The following is a 16,284-nucleotide window of genomic DNA, read 5'->3' as shown; positions in this document are numbered from 1 at the left end:
ACATGACCGTTATCGTTTTTCTGGGCTCCCTGATGGCCGCCATGGCTTTGGGTGTCCCTATCGCTTTCTCTTTGTTGCTGTGTGGTGTTGCCTTGATGGTGCACATGGGCAACTTCGATGCCCAGATCTTGGCGCAAAACCTGCTCGAAGGGGCTAACAGTTTTTCCTTGTTGGCTGTGCCTTTCTTCATGCTGGCTGGTGAAATCATGAATGCAGGGGGCTTGTCCCGCCGCATCGTGCACTTTGCAATGGCCTTGGTGGGTCATGTCAAAGGTGGTTTGGGTTATGTGACCATTGTGGCGGCCGTCATCATGGCGTCGCTGTCTGGTTCGGCCGTGGCAGACGCTGCGGCGCTGACGGCTTTGCTGTTGCCCATGATGGTGGCAGCCGGTCACGACAAATCGCGCTCTGCAGGTCTGATCGCTGCCGGTGGCATCATTGCGCCCATCATTCCCCCGAGCATTGGGTTTGTGGTGTTTGGCGTGGCCGGTGGCGTGTCGATTTCCAAGCTGTTCATGGCCGGATTTTTTCCTGGCGTCTGGTTGGCCCTGGCATTGGTGGCTACTTGGTGGTGGCTGGTGCGCAGCGAGCAAATCACGCCGCCACCTCGCAAAACCTTCCGTGAAATCCTCGAAGCCTTGCGTCTGGCTGCCTGGGCTCTGGTCTTGCCCTTCATCATCGTGTTTGGCCTGAAGTTCGGCATCTTCACCCCCACGGAAGCGGCTGTGGTGGCCGCTGTGTATTCGTTGTTTGTGTCGACCGTCATCTACGGTGAACTGAACTTCAAGAAGCTGGTGCCCCTTTTCATCACCGCCTCTAAGACCAGTGCGGTGGTCATGTTTCTGGTGGCCGCTGCCATGGTGTCCGCCTGGTTGATCACGGTGGCCAATTTGCCAGGTCAAATTGTGGAACTGCTCACGCCTGTGCTGGACAGTCCACGCTTGTTGATGCTGTGCATCATGTTGCTGACCATGGTGGTGGGCACGGCGCTTGACATGACACCGACCATCTTGCTGCTGACCCCTGTGCTGATGCCTGTGGTCAAGGCCGCTGGCATTGATCCGGTTTACTTTGGCGTGTTGTTCATCATCAACAACGCGATTGGCTTGATCACACCACCTGTGGGCACCGTGCTCAATGCGGTCGCAGGTGCGGGCAAGATCAGCATGGACGAGGTGACCAAAGGTGTGGTGCCGTTCATGATTGCGCAGTTCCTCATCATGTTCCTGATGGTGGCTTTCCCGCAGTTGGTCATGGTGCCTGCGCGCTGGTTCTATTGATTTTTTATTCCGAATCTGACTGGGTACGCCAGATTCGGAAACCTTTTCACGCGTACATCCAAAACTTTCCCTTTCATTCAGGAGACAACTCATGAAACGTTTGTTCATCAAATCTGTTCTGGCTTCTTTGGCCGTGGCCGCCATGGGCATGGCTTCGGCCCAAGACATCAAGGAGCGCACGCTCAAGTTCGGTCTGAATGGCCCTGAAGGCCATCCCGCTGTCGCTGGCATGAAGAAGTTCAAGGAAACCGTGGAAGCCAAATCTGGCGGCAAGATCAAGGTCCAGTTGTTCCTGAACGGCACACTGGGCAGCGACCAGGCCACCTTGTCGTCCGTCAAGGGCGGCACCGTGGAAATGGCGGTGATGAACTCCGGCATCTTGTCCAGCGAAGTTAAGGCCCTGGAAATTTTTGACTTCCCCTTCCTGTTTGCCAACGAAAAAGAAGCCGATGCGATCGCTGACGGCCCTATTGGCCAGAAGATGCACGCCTCGCTGGCTGACAAAGGCATCATCGGTTTGTCCTATTGGGAATTGGGTTTCCGCAACATCACCACCAGCAAGAAAGCCATTACCAAGGTGGAAGATATTGCTGGCCTGAAGCTGCGCGTGATCCCTAGCCCGATCAACGTGGACTGGGTCAAGGCTTTGGGTGCCAACCCCACACCTCTGCCATTCCCTGAGGTGTACGCCGCTCTGGAGCAAGGCGCTATTGACGGCCAGGAAAACCCTGTGGCCGTGATCGCTGCCAACAAGTTCTGGGAAGTTCAAAAGAACATCGCGCTGACCAACCACCAGTACAACCCTCAGTCCGTGATCTTCAGCAAGAAGGTCTGGGATGGCATGAGCGCTGCTGAAAAGAAAATCATTGACGACGCGGCTGATGATGCTGTCAAGGTGCAGCGTACGGCCAACCGTGCTGCTTTGGCTGCCAATCTTGAGTTGCTCAAGAAAAACGGCATGAATGTAACCAGCTTGAACACGGCTGAAATCGCCAAGCTGCGCGAGAAGATGAAGCCCGTGATCGACAAGCACAGCGCCGCTCTGGGCTCGACTGTGGCTGACGTCCAGGCTGAACTGGCCAAACTGCGCAAGTAAAGCCCCATACCCTGCCTGGGTCCGATCAGGACTCTGGCAGGGTTTGTCATGTGACATGTATCGACTGGTGCTTTGAAAATGAACAAAACCCGTATTGCAGTCGCCGGTGCCGGTTACATCGGCCTGGCCCACATCGCTGTGGTCCAGACCAGTGTGTCTTGCAGCCTGTCTGCCATCGTGGACCCCTCTCCCGCTGCTGTGGCTGTGGCCGCCCAAGCGGGCGTGCCTCTGTATGCGTCCATCGACGAATTGCTGGCCAAAGACCGCCCGGATGGTCTGGTGCTGGCCACGCCCAATGCTTTGCATGTGCGCCAGGCGCTGCAATGTGTCGATGCCCGCTTGCCCATCCTGCTTGAAAAGCCCATCGCCACCACGGTGGCCGAAGGGCAAAAATTGGTCGATGCCGTGGATCGCACGGGCGCCAAAGTGCTGATCGGCCATCACCGTGCCCACAGCCCTATCATGGCCAAAGCCAAACAGGTGATCGAGTCGGGCCAGTTGGGTCGCTTGGTCACGGTCATGGGCAGCGCGACGTTTCTCAAGCCCGACCATTACTTTGATGAAGGCCCCTGGCGCCGAGAAATTGGTGGCGGTCCGATCCTGCTCAACATGATCCACGAGGTGCACAACCTGCGCATGCTGTGCGGCGACATCGTGGCCGTGCAGGCGTTTTCATCCAACGGCACGCGCGGTTTTGCCGTGGAAGATACGGTCGCCATCAACCTGCGCTTTGCCAATGGCGTGCTCGGCAGCTTCATGCTGAGCGATACCGCCGCCTGCCCGCGCAGCTGGGAACAGACCAGCCAGGAAAACAAGGCCTATCCGAGCTACGACGACGAAGATTGCTATGTGATCGCGGGCACCAACGGCAGCTTGTCGGTGCCGACCATGCGGCTGAAGACCTATCCCCGCCCGGAAGACCGTTCCTGGTGGAAACCGTTCGAAGTGGGCACGGTGGGCTTGGTGCGTGACGATCCGCTCAAGCACCAGATGGCGCACTTTGGTGCCGTGGTGCGTGGCGAAGCCGATCCAATGGTGACAGCCCGCGATGGTCTGCTGAATTTGAAAATCACCGAAGCCATTGTGGACGCTGCACAAAGTGGCCGCGTTGTTGAATTGGCTTGAATATTTTTTAAAAATCACAAAAGGAAACCCCATGAAAGTCTTGATGCTCCACGGCGTGAACCACAACATGTTTGGCAAACGCGACCCCAAGCAATACGGCACCATCACCCTCGATGAGATCAATGCCAGCCTGAACAAGCTTGGTAAAGAGTTGGGTGCCGAAGTCGAGTGCTATCAGACCAACCATGAAGGTGACATGTGCGAGCGCATTCACCAAGCCTACTTTGACAACGTCGATGCCGTGCTGATCAACGCCGGTGCCTGGACGCACTACAGCTACGCCATCCGCGATGCGCTGGCCGTGCTGACTTGCCCCGTGGTGGAGCTGCACATGTCCAACATCCATGCCCGCGAAGAATTCCGTCACCACTCGGTGTTTGCCGAGATCGTCAAAGGCCAGATTTGCGGCTTTGGCGCTGACAGTTATTTGCTGGCTTTGCGCGCTGGCGTGACGGCCGCGCAAACCTCCTAAATCCGAGCGATTGAGTTTTTTAACATGATCAACGGCAACACCGAAATCATCGCCCACATCGGCTACCCGACGCACACCTTCAAGTCGCCGATGATTTACAACCCGTACTTTGAAGAAGCGGGCATCAACGCCGTGGTCGTGCCCATGGGCTGCAAGCCCGAGAACTACCCGCCATTCCTCAAGGCGGTCTTCACGCTGGAAAACATCCGGGGCGCGCTGATCACCATGCCGCACAAGGTCACCACCGTGGGCCTGCTCGACGAAGTGACGGCCACGGTGCGTGTGGCCGGGGCCTGCAACGCGGTCAAACGTTTGGCCGATGGTCGCCTGGTGGGTGACATGTTTGACGGTGCCGGTTTTGTGCGCGGCGTGCAGCGCAAGGGCTTTGACCTCACGGCCAAGCGCGTGCTGGTGGTGGGCACGGGCGGTGTGGGCTGCGCGATTGCCGCCTCGCTGGCGGGCGCAGGCATTGCGGCCATCAGTCTGTTCGATGTCAACACCGCGGGTTGCGAAGCGCTGGCCAAACGTCTCAAAGACAATTACCCCCAAATCGACGTGCGCACCGGCTCCAACGACCCGGCAGATCACGACTTGGTGGTCAATGCCACACCCATGGGCATGAACGAAGGTGACCCGCTGCCCATGGATGTGTCGCGCCTGTCGCCTGACACCTTTGTGGGTGAAGTCGTGATGAAGGCTGAGACGACGGCGTTTTTGGCGGCTGCGCAAGCGCGTGGCTGCCGCACCCAGGTGGGCACCGACATGCTGTACGAGCAAATCCCGGCTTATCTGGAATATTTCGGCTTGCCCACGACGACGGCCGATGTGCTGCGCCGTGTGGCTAAACTGAGCTATTGAATCTGTCCCTGTAGGAGCCACACCCTGTGGGCGATGGTTGTTAAGGGTGCGCGCCGCGCCCATCGCCCACAGGGTGGGTTCCTGGAATTGAAAACTGGAGTGTCCCCATGCCCCTGAACAAAGTTGACCGCGAAGCCGTTCCCGAAATGCCCAACCGCTTGGGCATTGCCGGCATTGAATTCATCGAATACGCCACCAGCCGTCCGCAGGCACTGGGCCAGGTGCTCGAGAACATGGGCTTTCGCCCGGTCGCCCGCCACCGTTCGCGTGAAGTGACCCTGTACCGTCAGGGCGGCATGAACCTGGTGGTCAACGCCAACCCCGATGATGCGCGCGTGAGCAGCACCGTGGATGGCCAGCCCGTGATTTCGGCCGTGGCATTCCGCGTGCAGGATGCACTAAAGGCGCACACCCGTTGTCTGGACTTGGGCGCTTGGAGCGTCGGCAGCCACGCGCAGGCCATGGAGCTGCACATTCCCGCCATCCATGGCCCGGGTGGCAGCCGCTTTTACTTTGTGGACCGCTGGCAAGAGTTCTCGATCTACGACATCGACTTCAAACCCATTCCCACGGTGGACCCCAACCCGCCTGCGCTGGCGGGCATGAGCTACTTTGGCGTGGTGCAGTACATCGGCGCGGCCCGCAGCGCCGACTGGCAGACTTATTACGAACACATGTTCGACTTCAGCAGCATTCCCGATGAAGAGCGCTTTGGCATCTTGCCAAAGGGCAAGCTGATGAAAAGTCCTTGCGGTACTTTCTTGTGGCAGCTGGTGGAGCCCGATGTCTGGATGGACGGTGACGACAGCCCCGAGTGCCTGCAACGCATCGGCTTTGGCGTGCCCAATGTGGCCGAGGCCGTGACGGCACTCAAGGCCCGTGGCGTGGAGTTTGTCGAATCGACCCGCCTGCACCCCGAAGACCGGGGTGCGCTGACCCGCGCTGCGCTGGGTTCCGTGGCCTTTGAACTCGTCCACAAGTAAAAGGAAGCCGGTATGAACTTGCTCGACGGCTACGGCATGGACACCATCACCATGGCCGGCACCCTGGAGGCCAAGTTGGCCGCCATGAAGGGTGCAGGCTTTTCCCAGGTGATGCTGATGGCCCGTGATCTGGTGACCCACCCCGGTGGCGTGAAAGCCGCCGTGGCGGCAGTGCATGCCAGCGGCATGCGGCCCACCGGTTTTCAGGTGCTGCGCGATTTTGAAGGCCTGTCTGGCCACCTGCACAGCTACAAGCTCGACATCGCCAAGTCGATGCTGGAGATGTGCGCGGCCACCGGCAGCAAAGTCTTGCTGGCCTGTTCGTCCACCTCGCGCCATGCTACGCAAGACCTCGATCAGATCGCTGCTGATCTAAAAAAACTCGCCATGCTGGCGGTGCCGCTGGGCATCAAGGTGGCCTACGAAGCCTTGTCCTGGGGCCGCACGGTCAACGAATTTCCCACCAGCTGGGATGTGGTCTGTCGGGCCGATTGCCCCAATCTGGGCATCGGCCTCGACTCGTTCCACATTTTTGCCGCCAAGACGCCACTCGACGCGATCGAAGAGCTGGACCCATCCAAAATCTTCCTGGTGCAACTGTCGGACTTCATGTGGCAGGAAACCCCGACCTTTGAAGAACGCATGACCACCGCCCGTACCTTCCGCGTGTTCCCGGGCGAGGGCGTGCACAGCGAACAACTGGCCGACCTGGTGCTGCGCCTGGACCGCATCGGTTACCGGGGTGACTACAGCTTTGAAGTCTTCAACGACGATTACCAGCAACTGCCGCTGGAAACCGTGGCCGAGCGCGCCCGCAAAAGCGCGACTTGGCTGCACCAGGATGTGCTGCACAAATCGGCACCGCTGCCAGAGTGGGCGCGTCAGCGCGCCTGAGCGGTTCTTTGGTGGGAGCTTGCCCTTGCAAGCAATGGCTCCTGCAGCACACGCCTTCTGCTGCCGGGGTGACCGTGCAAAATCTGCGAACTGCTTTGCCCGGATTGCCCCATGAACCCTGATCACCCGACGCCTTCTCGCCTGCCTTCCTGGCTGGGGCGCTGGTTTCCGCCAGCCTTGTTGACTTCACGCACCGAGCGTTGGCTGGCGGTGGCGGGGGCTTTTTTGGGCATTTTGTGTGCGGCCGTGTTCAGCCGTCTGCTGTCGGCAGGCGATGCCGTGTGGTTGATCGCGCCCGTGGGGGCCAGTGCGGTGCTGGTGTTCACGGCACCGGCCAGTCCGCTGGCGCAGCCGTGGTCGGTGGTGGCGGGCAACACGGTGTCGGCGCTGGTGGGGCTGGGTTGCGCCACTTGGCTGCCCGGGCCGGTGCTGGCTGCCCCGGTAGCTGTGGCAGCGGCCATCGCGGTCATGATGGCGCTGCGTTGCCTGCATCCACCGGGCGGGGCGGTGGCCTTGCTGGTGGCGTTGATGCCCGATCCGGGCTGGCATTTTGCCCTGTTTCCGGTGCTGACCAATTCGGTTCTGCTGGTTTTGTCCGGCATGCTTTACAACCACCTCAGAGGCCATTCTTATCCGCACCTTGCGGCCTCTGCATCCCCTTCGGCCTTGCCCGACGCGCCGGGGCAGATTGAACGGGTCGACCTAGAGGCCGCCATGGCCCGTTACGGTCAGGTGCTGGATGTGGCCCCCGACGAATTGACCCATTTGCTGCGTCAGGCGCAGGGGGCCGCATCAGCGCGCTTGTGGAACACCTTGATGTGCCGCTACATCATGACACCCGATCCGGCGGTGGTGGATTTTCGGGCTTCGTTGGCCGATGCGGGTGAGCGCATGCAGCGATTGAACATCAAAGCCTTGCCGGTGGTGGATCAGTTGCGGCATGTGGTGGGCATCCTCACCCGCACCGATGTCTGGCGGCAAACCCGTGACGGGGGACAGCGCTTGCCGCTGTTGACCGTTGGCGAGGTCATGACGCGGCAGGTTCGGGTGGCCAGTGCCGACAGCCATGCGCTCGATTTGCTGCCTTTGTTTTCTTCAGCCGGGCACCATCATCTGCCCGTCATTGATGCCGACAAGTGCCTGGTCGGCATCCTGACCCAGACCGACCTGGTGCGGGCACTGAGCCGGGTGGTGGCTCGTCCTGAACACGCCGATGCGCCGTCTGCTGCCTGAGATCGATCCGGCCCGCTGCACCGGTTGTGGTTGGTGTGTGGCGGTGTGTCCGCCGCATGTGCTGAGTTTGCAGGTTCAGAATTTCAAGAAAACCTCGGTGCTGCACGATGTGCCAGCCTGTACAGGCTGCAGCCAATGCGAGCGGCGCTGCCCGTTCGGAGCGATCGCGATGGTGCGGCAGACAGCGGATGCTGCTGGGCTCGGGCGCTGAGGCGCTGATGGGCACTTGAATTTGAAACCCCATGGGGCCCTGTTTTAACCAGGGGTTCGAATCAGCTGCCTGGCCAGTGTGATCACAACAGGCCCCAGCAGTACCGTCAGCAAAGACGGAAAGACGCAGAAAATCAGCGGAATCAACAGCTTGACAGGTAGTTTGGCTGCAGCCTCTTCAGCCCGCTGACGGCGTTGCGTACGTAAAGTATCTGAATGCACCTGCAAAGACTCGGACACGCTGGTGCCAAAACGGTCTGCCTGGATCAGCATGGACACCAGCGCATCAATGTCTTTGAGGCCGATGCGCACGGACAAGTTGCGCAGGGCTTCGGCTCTTGAAGATCCCGCTCGCAAAGCCATGCCTGTCAATGCAAGCTCTTCTGACAATTCAGGGCGGGCGAGACGAATTTCTCTGCCCACCCGTTCGATGGCGGCATCCAGGCCCAAGCCTGCCTGCACGCACACCCGCAGCAAATCCAGCGCATCCGGAAAGGCATGTAGCAATGCTCTCTGGCGGCGTCCTGTCTGCAAGTGCAATACCCAGTCGGGCAGGTAGTAGCCGATTGCCGCACCAAAGAGGATGGGGGCAAAGCGCTGAATGCCTTGTGGGTGCCAAGAGCTCAGTTCGATCAGTCCCCAGGCGATGGTCGGTAACAACAAGGTCAGCAGCGTTTTGCTGGTGAAGTAAATTTGCAAGGCCATGGGCGAGCGCCAGCCTGCATGCCAGAAACGGACCCGCAGCTCAGAAGGTGTTTCACTGTCACCACCCGACATGGCAGCAGTCCAGGGGCTGGACCACAACAAGGCACTGACCAGCCGTTGTTTCAGGTTTTTCCAGTGTGTTGGATCGGCCTGACCAGCCGGTGCCTTCAGTTGGGATAAACGCGCTTTGCCCGGGTTGGGCAGCCAGCGCGTCAACAGGGCGTAGCTGATGGTGACGACCAGAGCGAAGATGAGCGCGGCAAAAACAAGGGGTGAGAGTGTCATGGTGTGCCTGTCGTCGAAATGAAGTTCATGTGACCGGGGTTCAGACGCGGATCTGGATCAGCTTCCACATCCACAAGATACCGATCGCCATCAAGGCCAAAGAGAAATAGACCAGCTGCAGGCCCATGGGGTCGGTCCACAATTTGGAGACGAAGCCCGGGTTGAGCAAGCTCATGAAGGCGGCCAGCGCAAAAGGCAAAATCGACAGCACAAGCGCCGAAATGCGTCCTTCGGCCGACAGCACACGCACCACGCCAGCAATTTTCTGGCGTTCCCGTATCAGGTGGGCAGTGTTTTTCAGAATGTCAGCCAGGTTGCCGCCAGTTTCGCTCTGGATCACCACCGCCACCACGAAATACTGCACATCTTCGCTGGCCACCCGTGCCGATAAGGCTTGCAGCGCTTGCGCGGTGCCCACCCCAAAATTGATTTCTTCGAACACCGTGCGCAGCTCTTGCGACAACGGGGGCGAGCTGTCTTTGGCGGCGAGTTGCAAGGCACTGGTGAACGCATGACCTGCCTGCATGGAACGCGCAATCAGCTCCAGTGCATCGGGCAGTGCCAGTCCGATCAACACCATGCGCTGGCGGCGGCGATTCTGCAAGTAGGCTGCCAATGCCAACACGCCCAACAGTGCCACCGCCAGAGTCAGCAGCGCAGGCCAAGCCAAACTGGTGCCGACAGCCAGGGCCAGTACCGCAAGACCTAGGGCCCATGCCAGGGTTTGCGCAACGCTCCAGGCCATGCCGGTCTGTACCAAAAAACGGTCCAAGGCCTCTGTGCCAGGCACTTTTCGCAGCCATGCGGCCAATTGGGGTGTCGCACTCAAGAGGCGTTCCTCGCGCAACTTCAAGGACGGCTCGGACTGCGCAGCCTGGTTGAATGGTTGCAGCCGCTGCGAAAGCGCCCGCTGCCGAGGGTCTAGATATTGCCGCCACACACCGTGCAGCCCCCACACCAGACATCCGATGCTCAGGGCGGCCAGGGCCAGAAAGGTCCAGTAACGCGTGTCCATGCTTCAGCTCCAGCGGTGGGTCGGTTCAAACAAGTCATCGCTCAGGGCAATGCCCCGGGTGCTCAGGCGCTGCGCGAACTTGGGCCGGATGCCGGTGGCCACAAACTGGCCTTGCACAGCACCCTCGGCGGACAAGCCGGTTTGGTCAAATTTGAAAATTTCCTGCATGCTGATGACATCGCCTTCCAGCCCCGTGATCTCTTGCAGGCTGGTGACTTTGCGTTGTCCGTCGGACAGGCGGGAAACCTGAATCACCACCGACAGGGCCGCACCGATTTGCTGGCGCATCGAGCGCGACTCTGCTTTCAGGCCCGCCATGCCCAGCATGTGTTCGAGCCTGGTGAGTGCGTCACGCGCTGAGTTGGCATGGATGGTGGTCATAGAGCCATCGTGCCCGGTGTTCATGGCCTGCAGCATGTCCAGCACTTCGGCACCACGCACCTCGCCCATGATGATGCGGTCAGGCCGCATGCGCAGGCTGTTGCGCAGCAAATCGCGCTGTGAAATTTCGCCCTTGCCTTCGATATTGGGGGGGCGCGACTCCATGCGCAGCACATGCGGTTGCTGCAGTTGCAACTCGGCGGCATCTTCGATGGTGATGATGCGTTCGTCGGTTGGGATGCTGGCCGACATCACATTCAGCAAGGTGGTTTTGCCGCTGCCCGTGCCACCTGAAACCAGCAAGTTGAGTCGGGCCTTGACCAGGCCTTGAATCAGTTCGGCCATGCCGGGCGTCAAGGCCCCGAAATCGATCAAATCTTTCACGGTGAAGGGCACTACTGCAAAGCGACGAATGGACAGCAAGGGGCCGTCGATCGACAAGGGCGGTATCACCGCATTGACGCGGGAACCATCGGGCAATCGGGCATCCACCATGGGGCTCATCTCATCCACCCGCCGCCCGATGCGTGAGACGATGCGGTCAATCACCCGCAGCAAATGCGCTTCGTTGTCGAACTGGATGTCGGTGGCTTCGATCTTGCCGCGTCGCTCGGCAAACACCTGATAAGGGCCGTTGACCAGAATGTCCGATACGGATGGATCGGACAACAAGGGCTCGATGGGCCCCAAGCCCAGCATCTCGTCCTGAATGGCCTGGATGATCAGTCGCCGCTCGGTTTCGTTCAGCGCCAGATTGTGTGTGGCGATCAGGTTTTCAGTCAGGGTTTTGAGTTCGGACCTGAGGCGCTCGGGGGCCATGGTTTCCATGCGCTGCCAATCCATCAGCGAAAGAATTTCCTGGTGGATTTGCGACTTGATCTCGTCAACAGGAACGGCCGTTGACCGCCCTGTGTTCGGGGTCATCAGGCTGGCGTTGAGCAAAGCGGCAACAGGGGTTGATTTTTCAAATTGGGATCGCAGATTCAGATTCACAAAACTCTCCTGTTGAGATGGGCGCTTAAGGTCCAGACACACATGTGAATGGCATGGCTCATGCGGCGACACCCATCCAGCGCTGCATCCAGCGGCGGCGCTTCTGGGGCCGTGTGTCCAGCAACTCTCCTGCTGTTTCACGCAGCGCATGGATCACGGCGTTGTGGTCGTGTATGGCCGACAGGGGTTGGCCTGTGTGCAACGACTCACCCACCCATTGCGAGTTGTTGGGGATGGTCTGGTTGACTTTCAGCCCCACGGTCTTTTCCAGCTCGGCCAGGCTGACCCAGCCGTCCGGTTCAAAGCGGTTCACCAACAAACGCAATTTGTCGTCGCTGTAACCCAGGGATTGCAGCGTGTTGATCAGCCGCTGGGCATCGCGTACATCGGGCGTGTTGTTTTGCATCACGATGTAGACCACATCGGCCATGTCCAGGACTTTGAGGGACAAGGCATTCAGGCTGCGAGGCAGGTCGACCAGAACATGCTTGTGCAGGCTACGCACCATGGTCAATACTTTTTCGATGTCCTGCGCACTGATGGCCATGGCGCTTTCCAAGTCATGCGGGGCTGCCAACAGCTTGAGTCGGGGGGTGACCGCATGCATGCAACTGTCCAGCAATTGGGCATCGAGCCGGTCAATTTGTCGGGTCAGGTCGCTCAATGTGTTTTTGTTGGCGCCGCTGCTGAGGTAAAAAGAAGCGTCACCGCACTGCAGGTCAAGGTCCACGAAAGCGCATGGCAGATCGTATTCAGTGGCCATGATGTGCGCCATGTTGGCGGCCACAAAGCTGGTGCCGTTGCCCCCTTTGCAGCCCATGAAGGCGACCAGTCGTGCCGCAGCGGCTGGTTTGCTGGGGGCCGTGACCGGGCTTTCTGACCAGCGCAGCAGGCTGAGTGTCAGCTCTTGCGGGTTGGGAGGCAGAGGCAGTACTTCACGCACACCTGCCCGCATGGCCCGCATCAACAATGCTTTGCTGCTGTCTTCGCTGAGCAGCAGGACATTGAGCTGGGGTTTGTTTCGCAGCCAGTTTTCCAGCGCCGTCAAATCATCGGTCAATTGGCCTGCAGTGCTGTCTAGCAGCAAGATTCCGCTGTCGATGCCATTCAAGAAGGGCAGTAACGCTTGCCCAGGCTGCCTCAGCACAGCGCTGTTCAGGCGCAACTGGCTTTGCAGGATGCTGCTGCGCAGGGTGTTGATCAGTGTTTCGTTGGATGCGATCACAAAGGTGGACATGCATGGCCTTTCTAGCGGGTGCTTGTAGCGCCCAAACCGATGTTGAAAACAGGCGCGGGGATGGGCGGGCTCTTGAAGCTGTCCTGGTACCGGTCCACGGCAGCCTGCGCGGACACGCCATCGGTGTCCACCGGATGGCGCTGGCCGTGGTGACCCATGCAGTGCATGCAAGGTCGTGGTTCGGTGTGCAGGCTTTGTTGTTCTTGCGCTTGTTTCACGGCATCACCAAAGCGAAGGTCAACGGCCGTCGGGGCCGTGTTGCAGGCACTCAATACCAGGCACAGCCCTGTGCCGAGCCATGTGCGGCGCATGTGCTTGAAGCTTGTTTTTTTCATGGAGGTCTCCTGACTCAATCTGTGGGGTGGGCGGTTTCACGGCGGGCCGTTTCTATCGGGGATTCAGGTGGGGGTTCCGGCAGGGGCTGGGGTTCCGGTGTGGCCTGGCTTGTCGTGAGAGAGGTGTTCGGTATCTCGGACATGGGCTTGGCATGGCCGGGTGCCTGATGCGTTGGAGGTGTGGGGGATGTCGCCTTGACCGGGGCCTGACCTTCCAATTGACCGTTCAGAATGAATTCGGCACGTGTGGGCTGGATGAAGGCATCCGTTGGCAACGCGTAGTCAGGTGGCAGCACCTTGGCCAAACGAGGTGTCACCACAAACAGCAACTCTGATTTTTCGGTCTGGAAAGCCGTGCTGCGAAACAAGGCTCCAAGCACAGGCAATTCGCCCAGCAGTGGAAAAGCCTTGATGGCTTCGGTCACATTGCTCTTGACCAGGCCTCCGATGGCAAAGCTTTCTCCATCGCGCAGCTGGACCGTGGTCGAAGCGCGGCGTGTGGTGATGGAGGGTAGCAAGCTGCTTTGGTCGCCCAGACCTTTGACGGTGGTGCCCACTTGCGACAGCTCCGAGACTTCAGGCGTCACGCGCAAGTTGATCAGACCGTCTTCCAGCACGGTGGGTAAAAACCGCAGGCCCACGCCGAACTCTTTTTCTTCCAGCGTGATGGTGGTGCTGCCCGTGGCGCTGGTCTGAGGCACCGGTATGAAAATCTTGCCGCCTGCCAAAAATGAGCCCTCTTGGCCACTGACGGCGGTGATGGTCGGTTCTGCCAGTACTTTGACGAGGCCTTTTTTCATTTCGGCGGTCAGCGTGATGATGCTTCGGCCATTGCCACGTGTGGCAGTGACTGCGGTGGACCCTTCGCTCAGAAACCGTGACAGCAAGTTGACCGAGGTGTTGCCAATGGCGCGTGTCAGGTTCAGGTCTACCCCCAGTTCATCGAGCAAGGTCTTGGAGACCTCGGCCACCTTGACTTCGAGCATCACTTGCTGTGCGCCGTGCACACGCAGCATGTTGATGACTTTTTCGCCCCCATTGAAAGCCTCGGTGAGTGCCATCAGTCGTTGTACCTTCATGCCGTCGCTCACGCGCCCGCTCAAAATCAGGCTGTCGGCGACGGTGTCGACACGCAGGTTTTCTGCGCTGGGCACATATTCGCGCAGCTTGGCGTGCAGGGCGTCGGTGTCCGTGCCGACCGAAATGTCGCGCAAGCTGGTGCTGCCTTGGGCCGTCCAGACCAACAAGTTGGTCTGGCCTGTTTTTTTTCCCAGCAGGTAGATTTCTCGTGGGTTGATCAACACGACATCGGCCACATCGGGGTTGCCGACGGACAATCGGGCTGAATTTTCAGGCAGTTGCAGCAGCATTGATTTGCCTGCGGTCAAGCGCAGAGCAGCCTCCATCCTGACCGGGCCTTGGGTCATGATCTCGGGCTTGCTGGACGACTTGGGGGCTGTGCGTGGTGGCGTTTTGCTTGCGGCCGCCGAGGTGGTTCCGGGTTCGGCTGCTGAGGCGGTTTGCGGCATCAGCCAGACGAAGGGCAAGGACGTGGCCAAAGCGATCATGAATGTGCGCCAGCTTTGCATGGACTTGGCGGCAAGCGATAGCGCCAATGGCCTGTTGGCGCTTTTGTCACATGGACGAGATGAATGAAAACAGGGCGCGACTGGACGGACGCATTGTGGGGGTGCGATCAGTGTGGATGGCATGAGGCTCTCTTTGAAGTGACGAATGGGCAAACGCAGGGACGGCAACTGTGCAAGGCCGTTTTATTCTTGGGACAGCGACATCCCCCGGATGATTTCGAGTCGCGGTGGCTCTGCAATGGGCTTGCTTGGTACGGCCTTGGCAGGCTTGGTGAGAATCGCTTGTGGGGGAGCTTTGGTGCTGGCTGCTGTTTGCAGCAAATCCAGTTTGCGTGCGCCTGCCGTCAGTACCGGGGTGTTGTCGCTTTGGCTGCGCAACACCAATGACAAGGTGCCCACGCTGCGAGCCAAGTCAATTTGCTCGGCCTGCTGGGGCGTGACCTGAAGGGTTACGGCGTTCACGACCCGGGGTTTGTTTTCGCTGCTGGACACGTCCTGTGCAACGGCCAGCACCTGGATGCGTTCAATGACGATCTTGGACACAGGCTGGTTCTGGTTGTCAGGCGTGTTGACCATCACATCGACATAGTTGCCGGGCAAGGCAAAACCCGCCACGCCGACGATTTCGTTGACTTTGACGGTCACGGCACGCTGCCCTTCACTGAGCGCAGAAGACAGTCCTCCTTTGTCCCCCATGGGCGCGAGTTTGCTCATCAGCAAGGGTTCGCCGCGCAAGATGGGCATGCGAATGACGCGGTCCACGGCATGGTCAAGCGCTGTCAGTGGGTCTCTGATCGCCGCTGCCTTGGGCCATTGAATGGTCTCCAGCATCTCGGGCAGCAGCCGCGTGCCCATTTGCAAGTCGCGCTTGGCCACGATCACTTGCAAGGTGGCTGTGGCACCTTGTTGTTTGATCCAGCTTGCGGCGTAGGCCGCAGCGGTCAGCCCTAAAGCGAGGGCAAGCAACAGCACACCGACAGGACGAATGTTTCTCATGAATTTTTCCTTGCAAAGTCATCAAAGCTCAAGGCATCGGCCATGTGTTCAACACATGGAAAGCGGTGCCCAAACCGATGGCCACCGCATACGGCATGCGCGCACGGCCAACGGGGAATGTGTTCGGGGTGTTTAGATGGCCATGCTGGCGGTTCAGCCAGATCCGGGTCAAACCGGTTTTGAGGTTCTGCAAGACAGAACCCAGTTGTGAGGTGCACAGTGCCCAGAGGATGGACAGAACGCCCCCTGCCAGCAAGATCAGCAGGTTCACCCACAACATGTCGGGGTGGCCGACAAAAAGACCTGTGGCACCGGCCAGTTTCACATCGCCGGCGCCAACTGCGCGCAGTAAATACAGCACCAAAAAGCCAAAGAAGCCCACCATGCCCCCTGCGACTGCCGACCCCAATCCGATGCCGTAGGGCGACAGTGACAGCCCCAAGGCTGTCATGCCTCCCCACAAGACCAGAGCGTTGGGAATCCGGCGCGCCGTGGCGTCTTGCCACATGGCGACCATGAGCATGGTCGCCAATGCAGCGAGATGCGTCCAGTCAAAAAGGCTGAAGGGCATAGTGGGTTTCAAGCGGTCATGGACTC

The 16,284-nt window shown here is 59.4% G+C and carries 17 protein-coding genes; 9 read left to right on the top strand and 8 right to left on the bottom strand.

The genetic code is table 11. The features are described 5' to 3' along the window. The first annotated feature begins 2 nt into the window (after positions 1-2). The 9 genes from ACZ5VE_RS09810 (at position 3) to ACZ5VE_RS09770 (ending at position 8,152) form a co-directional block, all read left to right on the top strand. Entirely contained in the window at positions 3-1,280 is a 1,278-nt protein-coding gene (locus ACZ5VE_RS09810; RefSeq protein ID WP_464454997.1) for a TRAP transporter large permease subunit, read from the top strand. 91 nt (positions 1,281-1,371) lie between these two features. Next, the gene (locus ACZ5VE_RS09805) at positions 1,372-2,376 is read left to right on the top strand and encodes a DctP family TRAP transporter solute-binding subunit (protein WP_464454996.1); all 1,005 of its coding nucleotides are present in this window, start codon (positions 1,372-1,374) and stop codon (positions 2,374-2,376) included. 78 nt (positions 2,377-2,454) lie between these two features. After that, a complete protein-coding gene (locus tag ACZ5VE_RS09800; protein ID WP_464454995.1) occupies positions 2,455-3,501 on the top strand; it encodes a Gfo/Idh/MocA family protein in 1,047 nt (348 codons plus the stop codon). 31 nt (positions 3,502-3,532) lie between these two features. Further along, complete coding sequence (aroQ, locus tag ACZ5VE_RS09795) at positions 3,533-3,973, top strand: type II 3-dehydroquinate dehydratase (protein WP_464454994.1); 441 nt, start codon at positions 3,533-3,535, stop codon at positions 3,971-3,973. A gap of 24 nt (positions 3,974-3,997) precedes the next feature. Then, positions 3,998-4,831: a shikimate dehydrogenase family protein gene (locus ACZ5VE_RS09790; RefSeq protein WP_464454993.1), complete on the top strand. Its 834-nt coding sequence runs from the start codon at positions 3,998-4,000 to the stop codon at positions 4,829-4,831. 107 nt (positions 4,832-4,938) lie between these two features. Next, positions 4,939-5,814 (top strand): 4-hydroxyphenylpyruvate dioxygenase, encoded by an 876-nt coding sequence (locus tag ACZ5VE_RS09785; RefSeq protein ID WP_464454992.1) that lies wholly within the window; start codon positions 4,939-4,941, stop codon positions 5,812-5,814. A 12-nt stretch (positions 5,815-5,826) separates the two neighbouring features. Next, positions 5,827-6,708, top strand: coding sequence for a sugar phosphate isomerase/epimerase family protein (locus tag ACZ5VE_RS09780; protein WP_108312966.1), 882 nt, complete (start codon positions 5,827-5,829; stop codon positions 6,706-6,708). A 111-nt stretch (positions 6,709-6,819) separates the two neighbouring features. Then, positions 6,820-7,941, top strand: a complete 1,122-nt coding sequence (locus ACZ5VE_RS09775) for an HPP family protein (RefSeq protein WP_464454991.1) — start codon at positions 6,820-6,822, stop codon at positions 7,939-7,941. Next, positions 7,922-8,152, top strand: a complete 231-nt coding sequence (locus ACZ5VE_RS09770) for an ATP-binding protein (RefSeq protein ID WP_464454990.1) — start codon at positions 7,922-7,924, stop codon at positions 8,150-8,152. The genes ACZ5VE_RS09775 and ACZ5VE_RS09770 overlap by 20 nt, the downstream gene beginning before the upstream one ends. A gap of 44 nt (positions 8,153-8,196) precedes the next feature. Here the strand turns inward: ACZ5VE_RS09770 and ACZ5VE_RS09765 are convergent, their stop codons facing one another. From ACZ5VE_RS09765 to ACZ5VE_RS09730, 8 genes are all read right to left on the bottom strand, one after another. Continuing rightward, positions 8,197-9,141: a type II secretion system F family protein gene (locus ACZ5VE_RS09765; RefSeq protein ID WP_464454989.1), complete on the bottom strand. Its 945-nt coding sequence runs from the start codon at positions 9,139-9,141 to the stop codon at positions 8,197-8,199. 40 nt (positions 9,142-9,181) lie between these two features. Then, positions 9,182-10,156 (bottom strand): type II secretion system F family protein, encoded by a 975-nt coding sequence (locus ACZ5VE_RS09760; protein ID WP_464454988.1) that lies wholly within the window; start codon positions 10,154-10,156, stop codon positions 9,182-9,184. 3 nt (positions 10,157-10,159) lie between these two features. Further along, positions 10,160-11,524 (bottom strand): CpaF family protein, encoded by a 1,365-nt coding sequence (locus ACZ5VE_RS09755; protein ID WP_464457468.1) that lies wholly within the window; start codon positions 11,522-11,524, stop codon positions 10,160-10,162. A gap of 64 nt (positions 11,525-11,588) precedes the next feature. Then, positions 11,589-12,767 (bottom strand): AAA family ATPase, encoded by a 1,179-nt coding sequence (locus ACZ5VE_RS09750; protein ID WP_464454987.1) that lies wholly within the window; start codon positions 12,765-12,767, stop codon positions 11,589-11,591. An 11-nt stretch (positions 12,768-12,778) separates the two neighbouring features. Continuing rightward, the gene (locus tag ACZ5VE_RS09745; RefSeq protein WP_464454986.1) at positions 12,779-13,102 is read right to left on the bottom strand and encodes a hypothetical protein; all 324 of its coding nucleotides are present in this window, start codon (positions 13,100-13,102) and stop codon (positions 12,779-12,781) included. A 14-nt stretch (positions 13,103-13,116) separates the two neighbouring features. Next, positions 13,117-14,691: a type II and III secretion system protein family protein gene (locus ACZ5VE_RS09740; protein WP_464454985.1), complete on the bottom strand. Its 1,575-nt coding sequence runs from the start codon at positions 14,689-14,691 to the stop codon at positions 13,117-13,119. 183 nt (positions 14,692-14,874) lie between these two features. Continuing rightward, a complete protein-coding gene (cpaB, locus tag ACZ5VE_RS09735) occupies positions 14,875-15,687 on the bottom strand; it encodes a Flp pilus assembly protein CpaB (protein ID WP_464454984.1) in 813 nt (270 codons plus the stop codon). A 28-nt stretch (positions 15,688-15,715) separates the two neighbouring features. Then, complete coding sequence (locus ACZ5VE_RS09730; RefSeq protein ID WP_464454983.1) at positions 15,716-16,258, bottom strand: A24 family peptidase; 543 nt, start codon at positions 16,256-16,258, stop codon at positions 15,716-15,718. Between the last annotated feature and the right edge of the window lie 26 nt (positions 16,259-16,284).

It is taken from the genome of Limnohabitans sp. INBF003, assembly GCF_055396645.1.
Note: the sequence above shows the minus strand (reverse complement) of the source record. Positions and strands in the feature narration are given on the sequence as shown.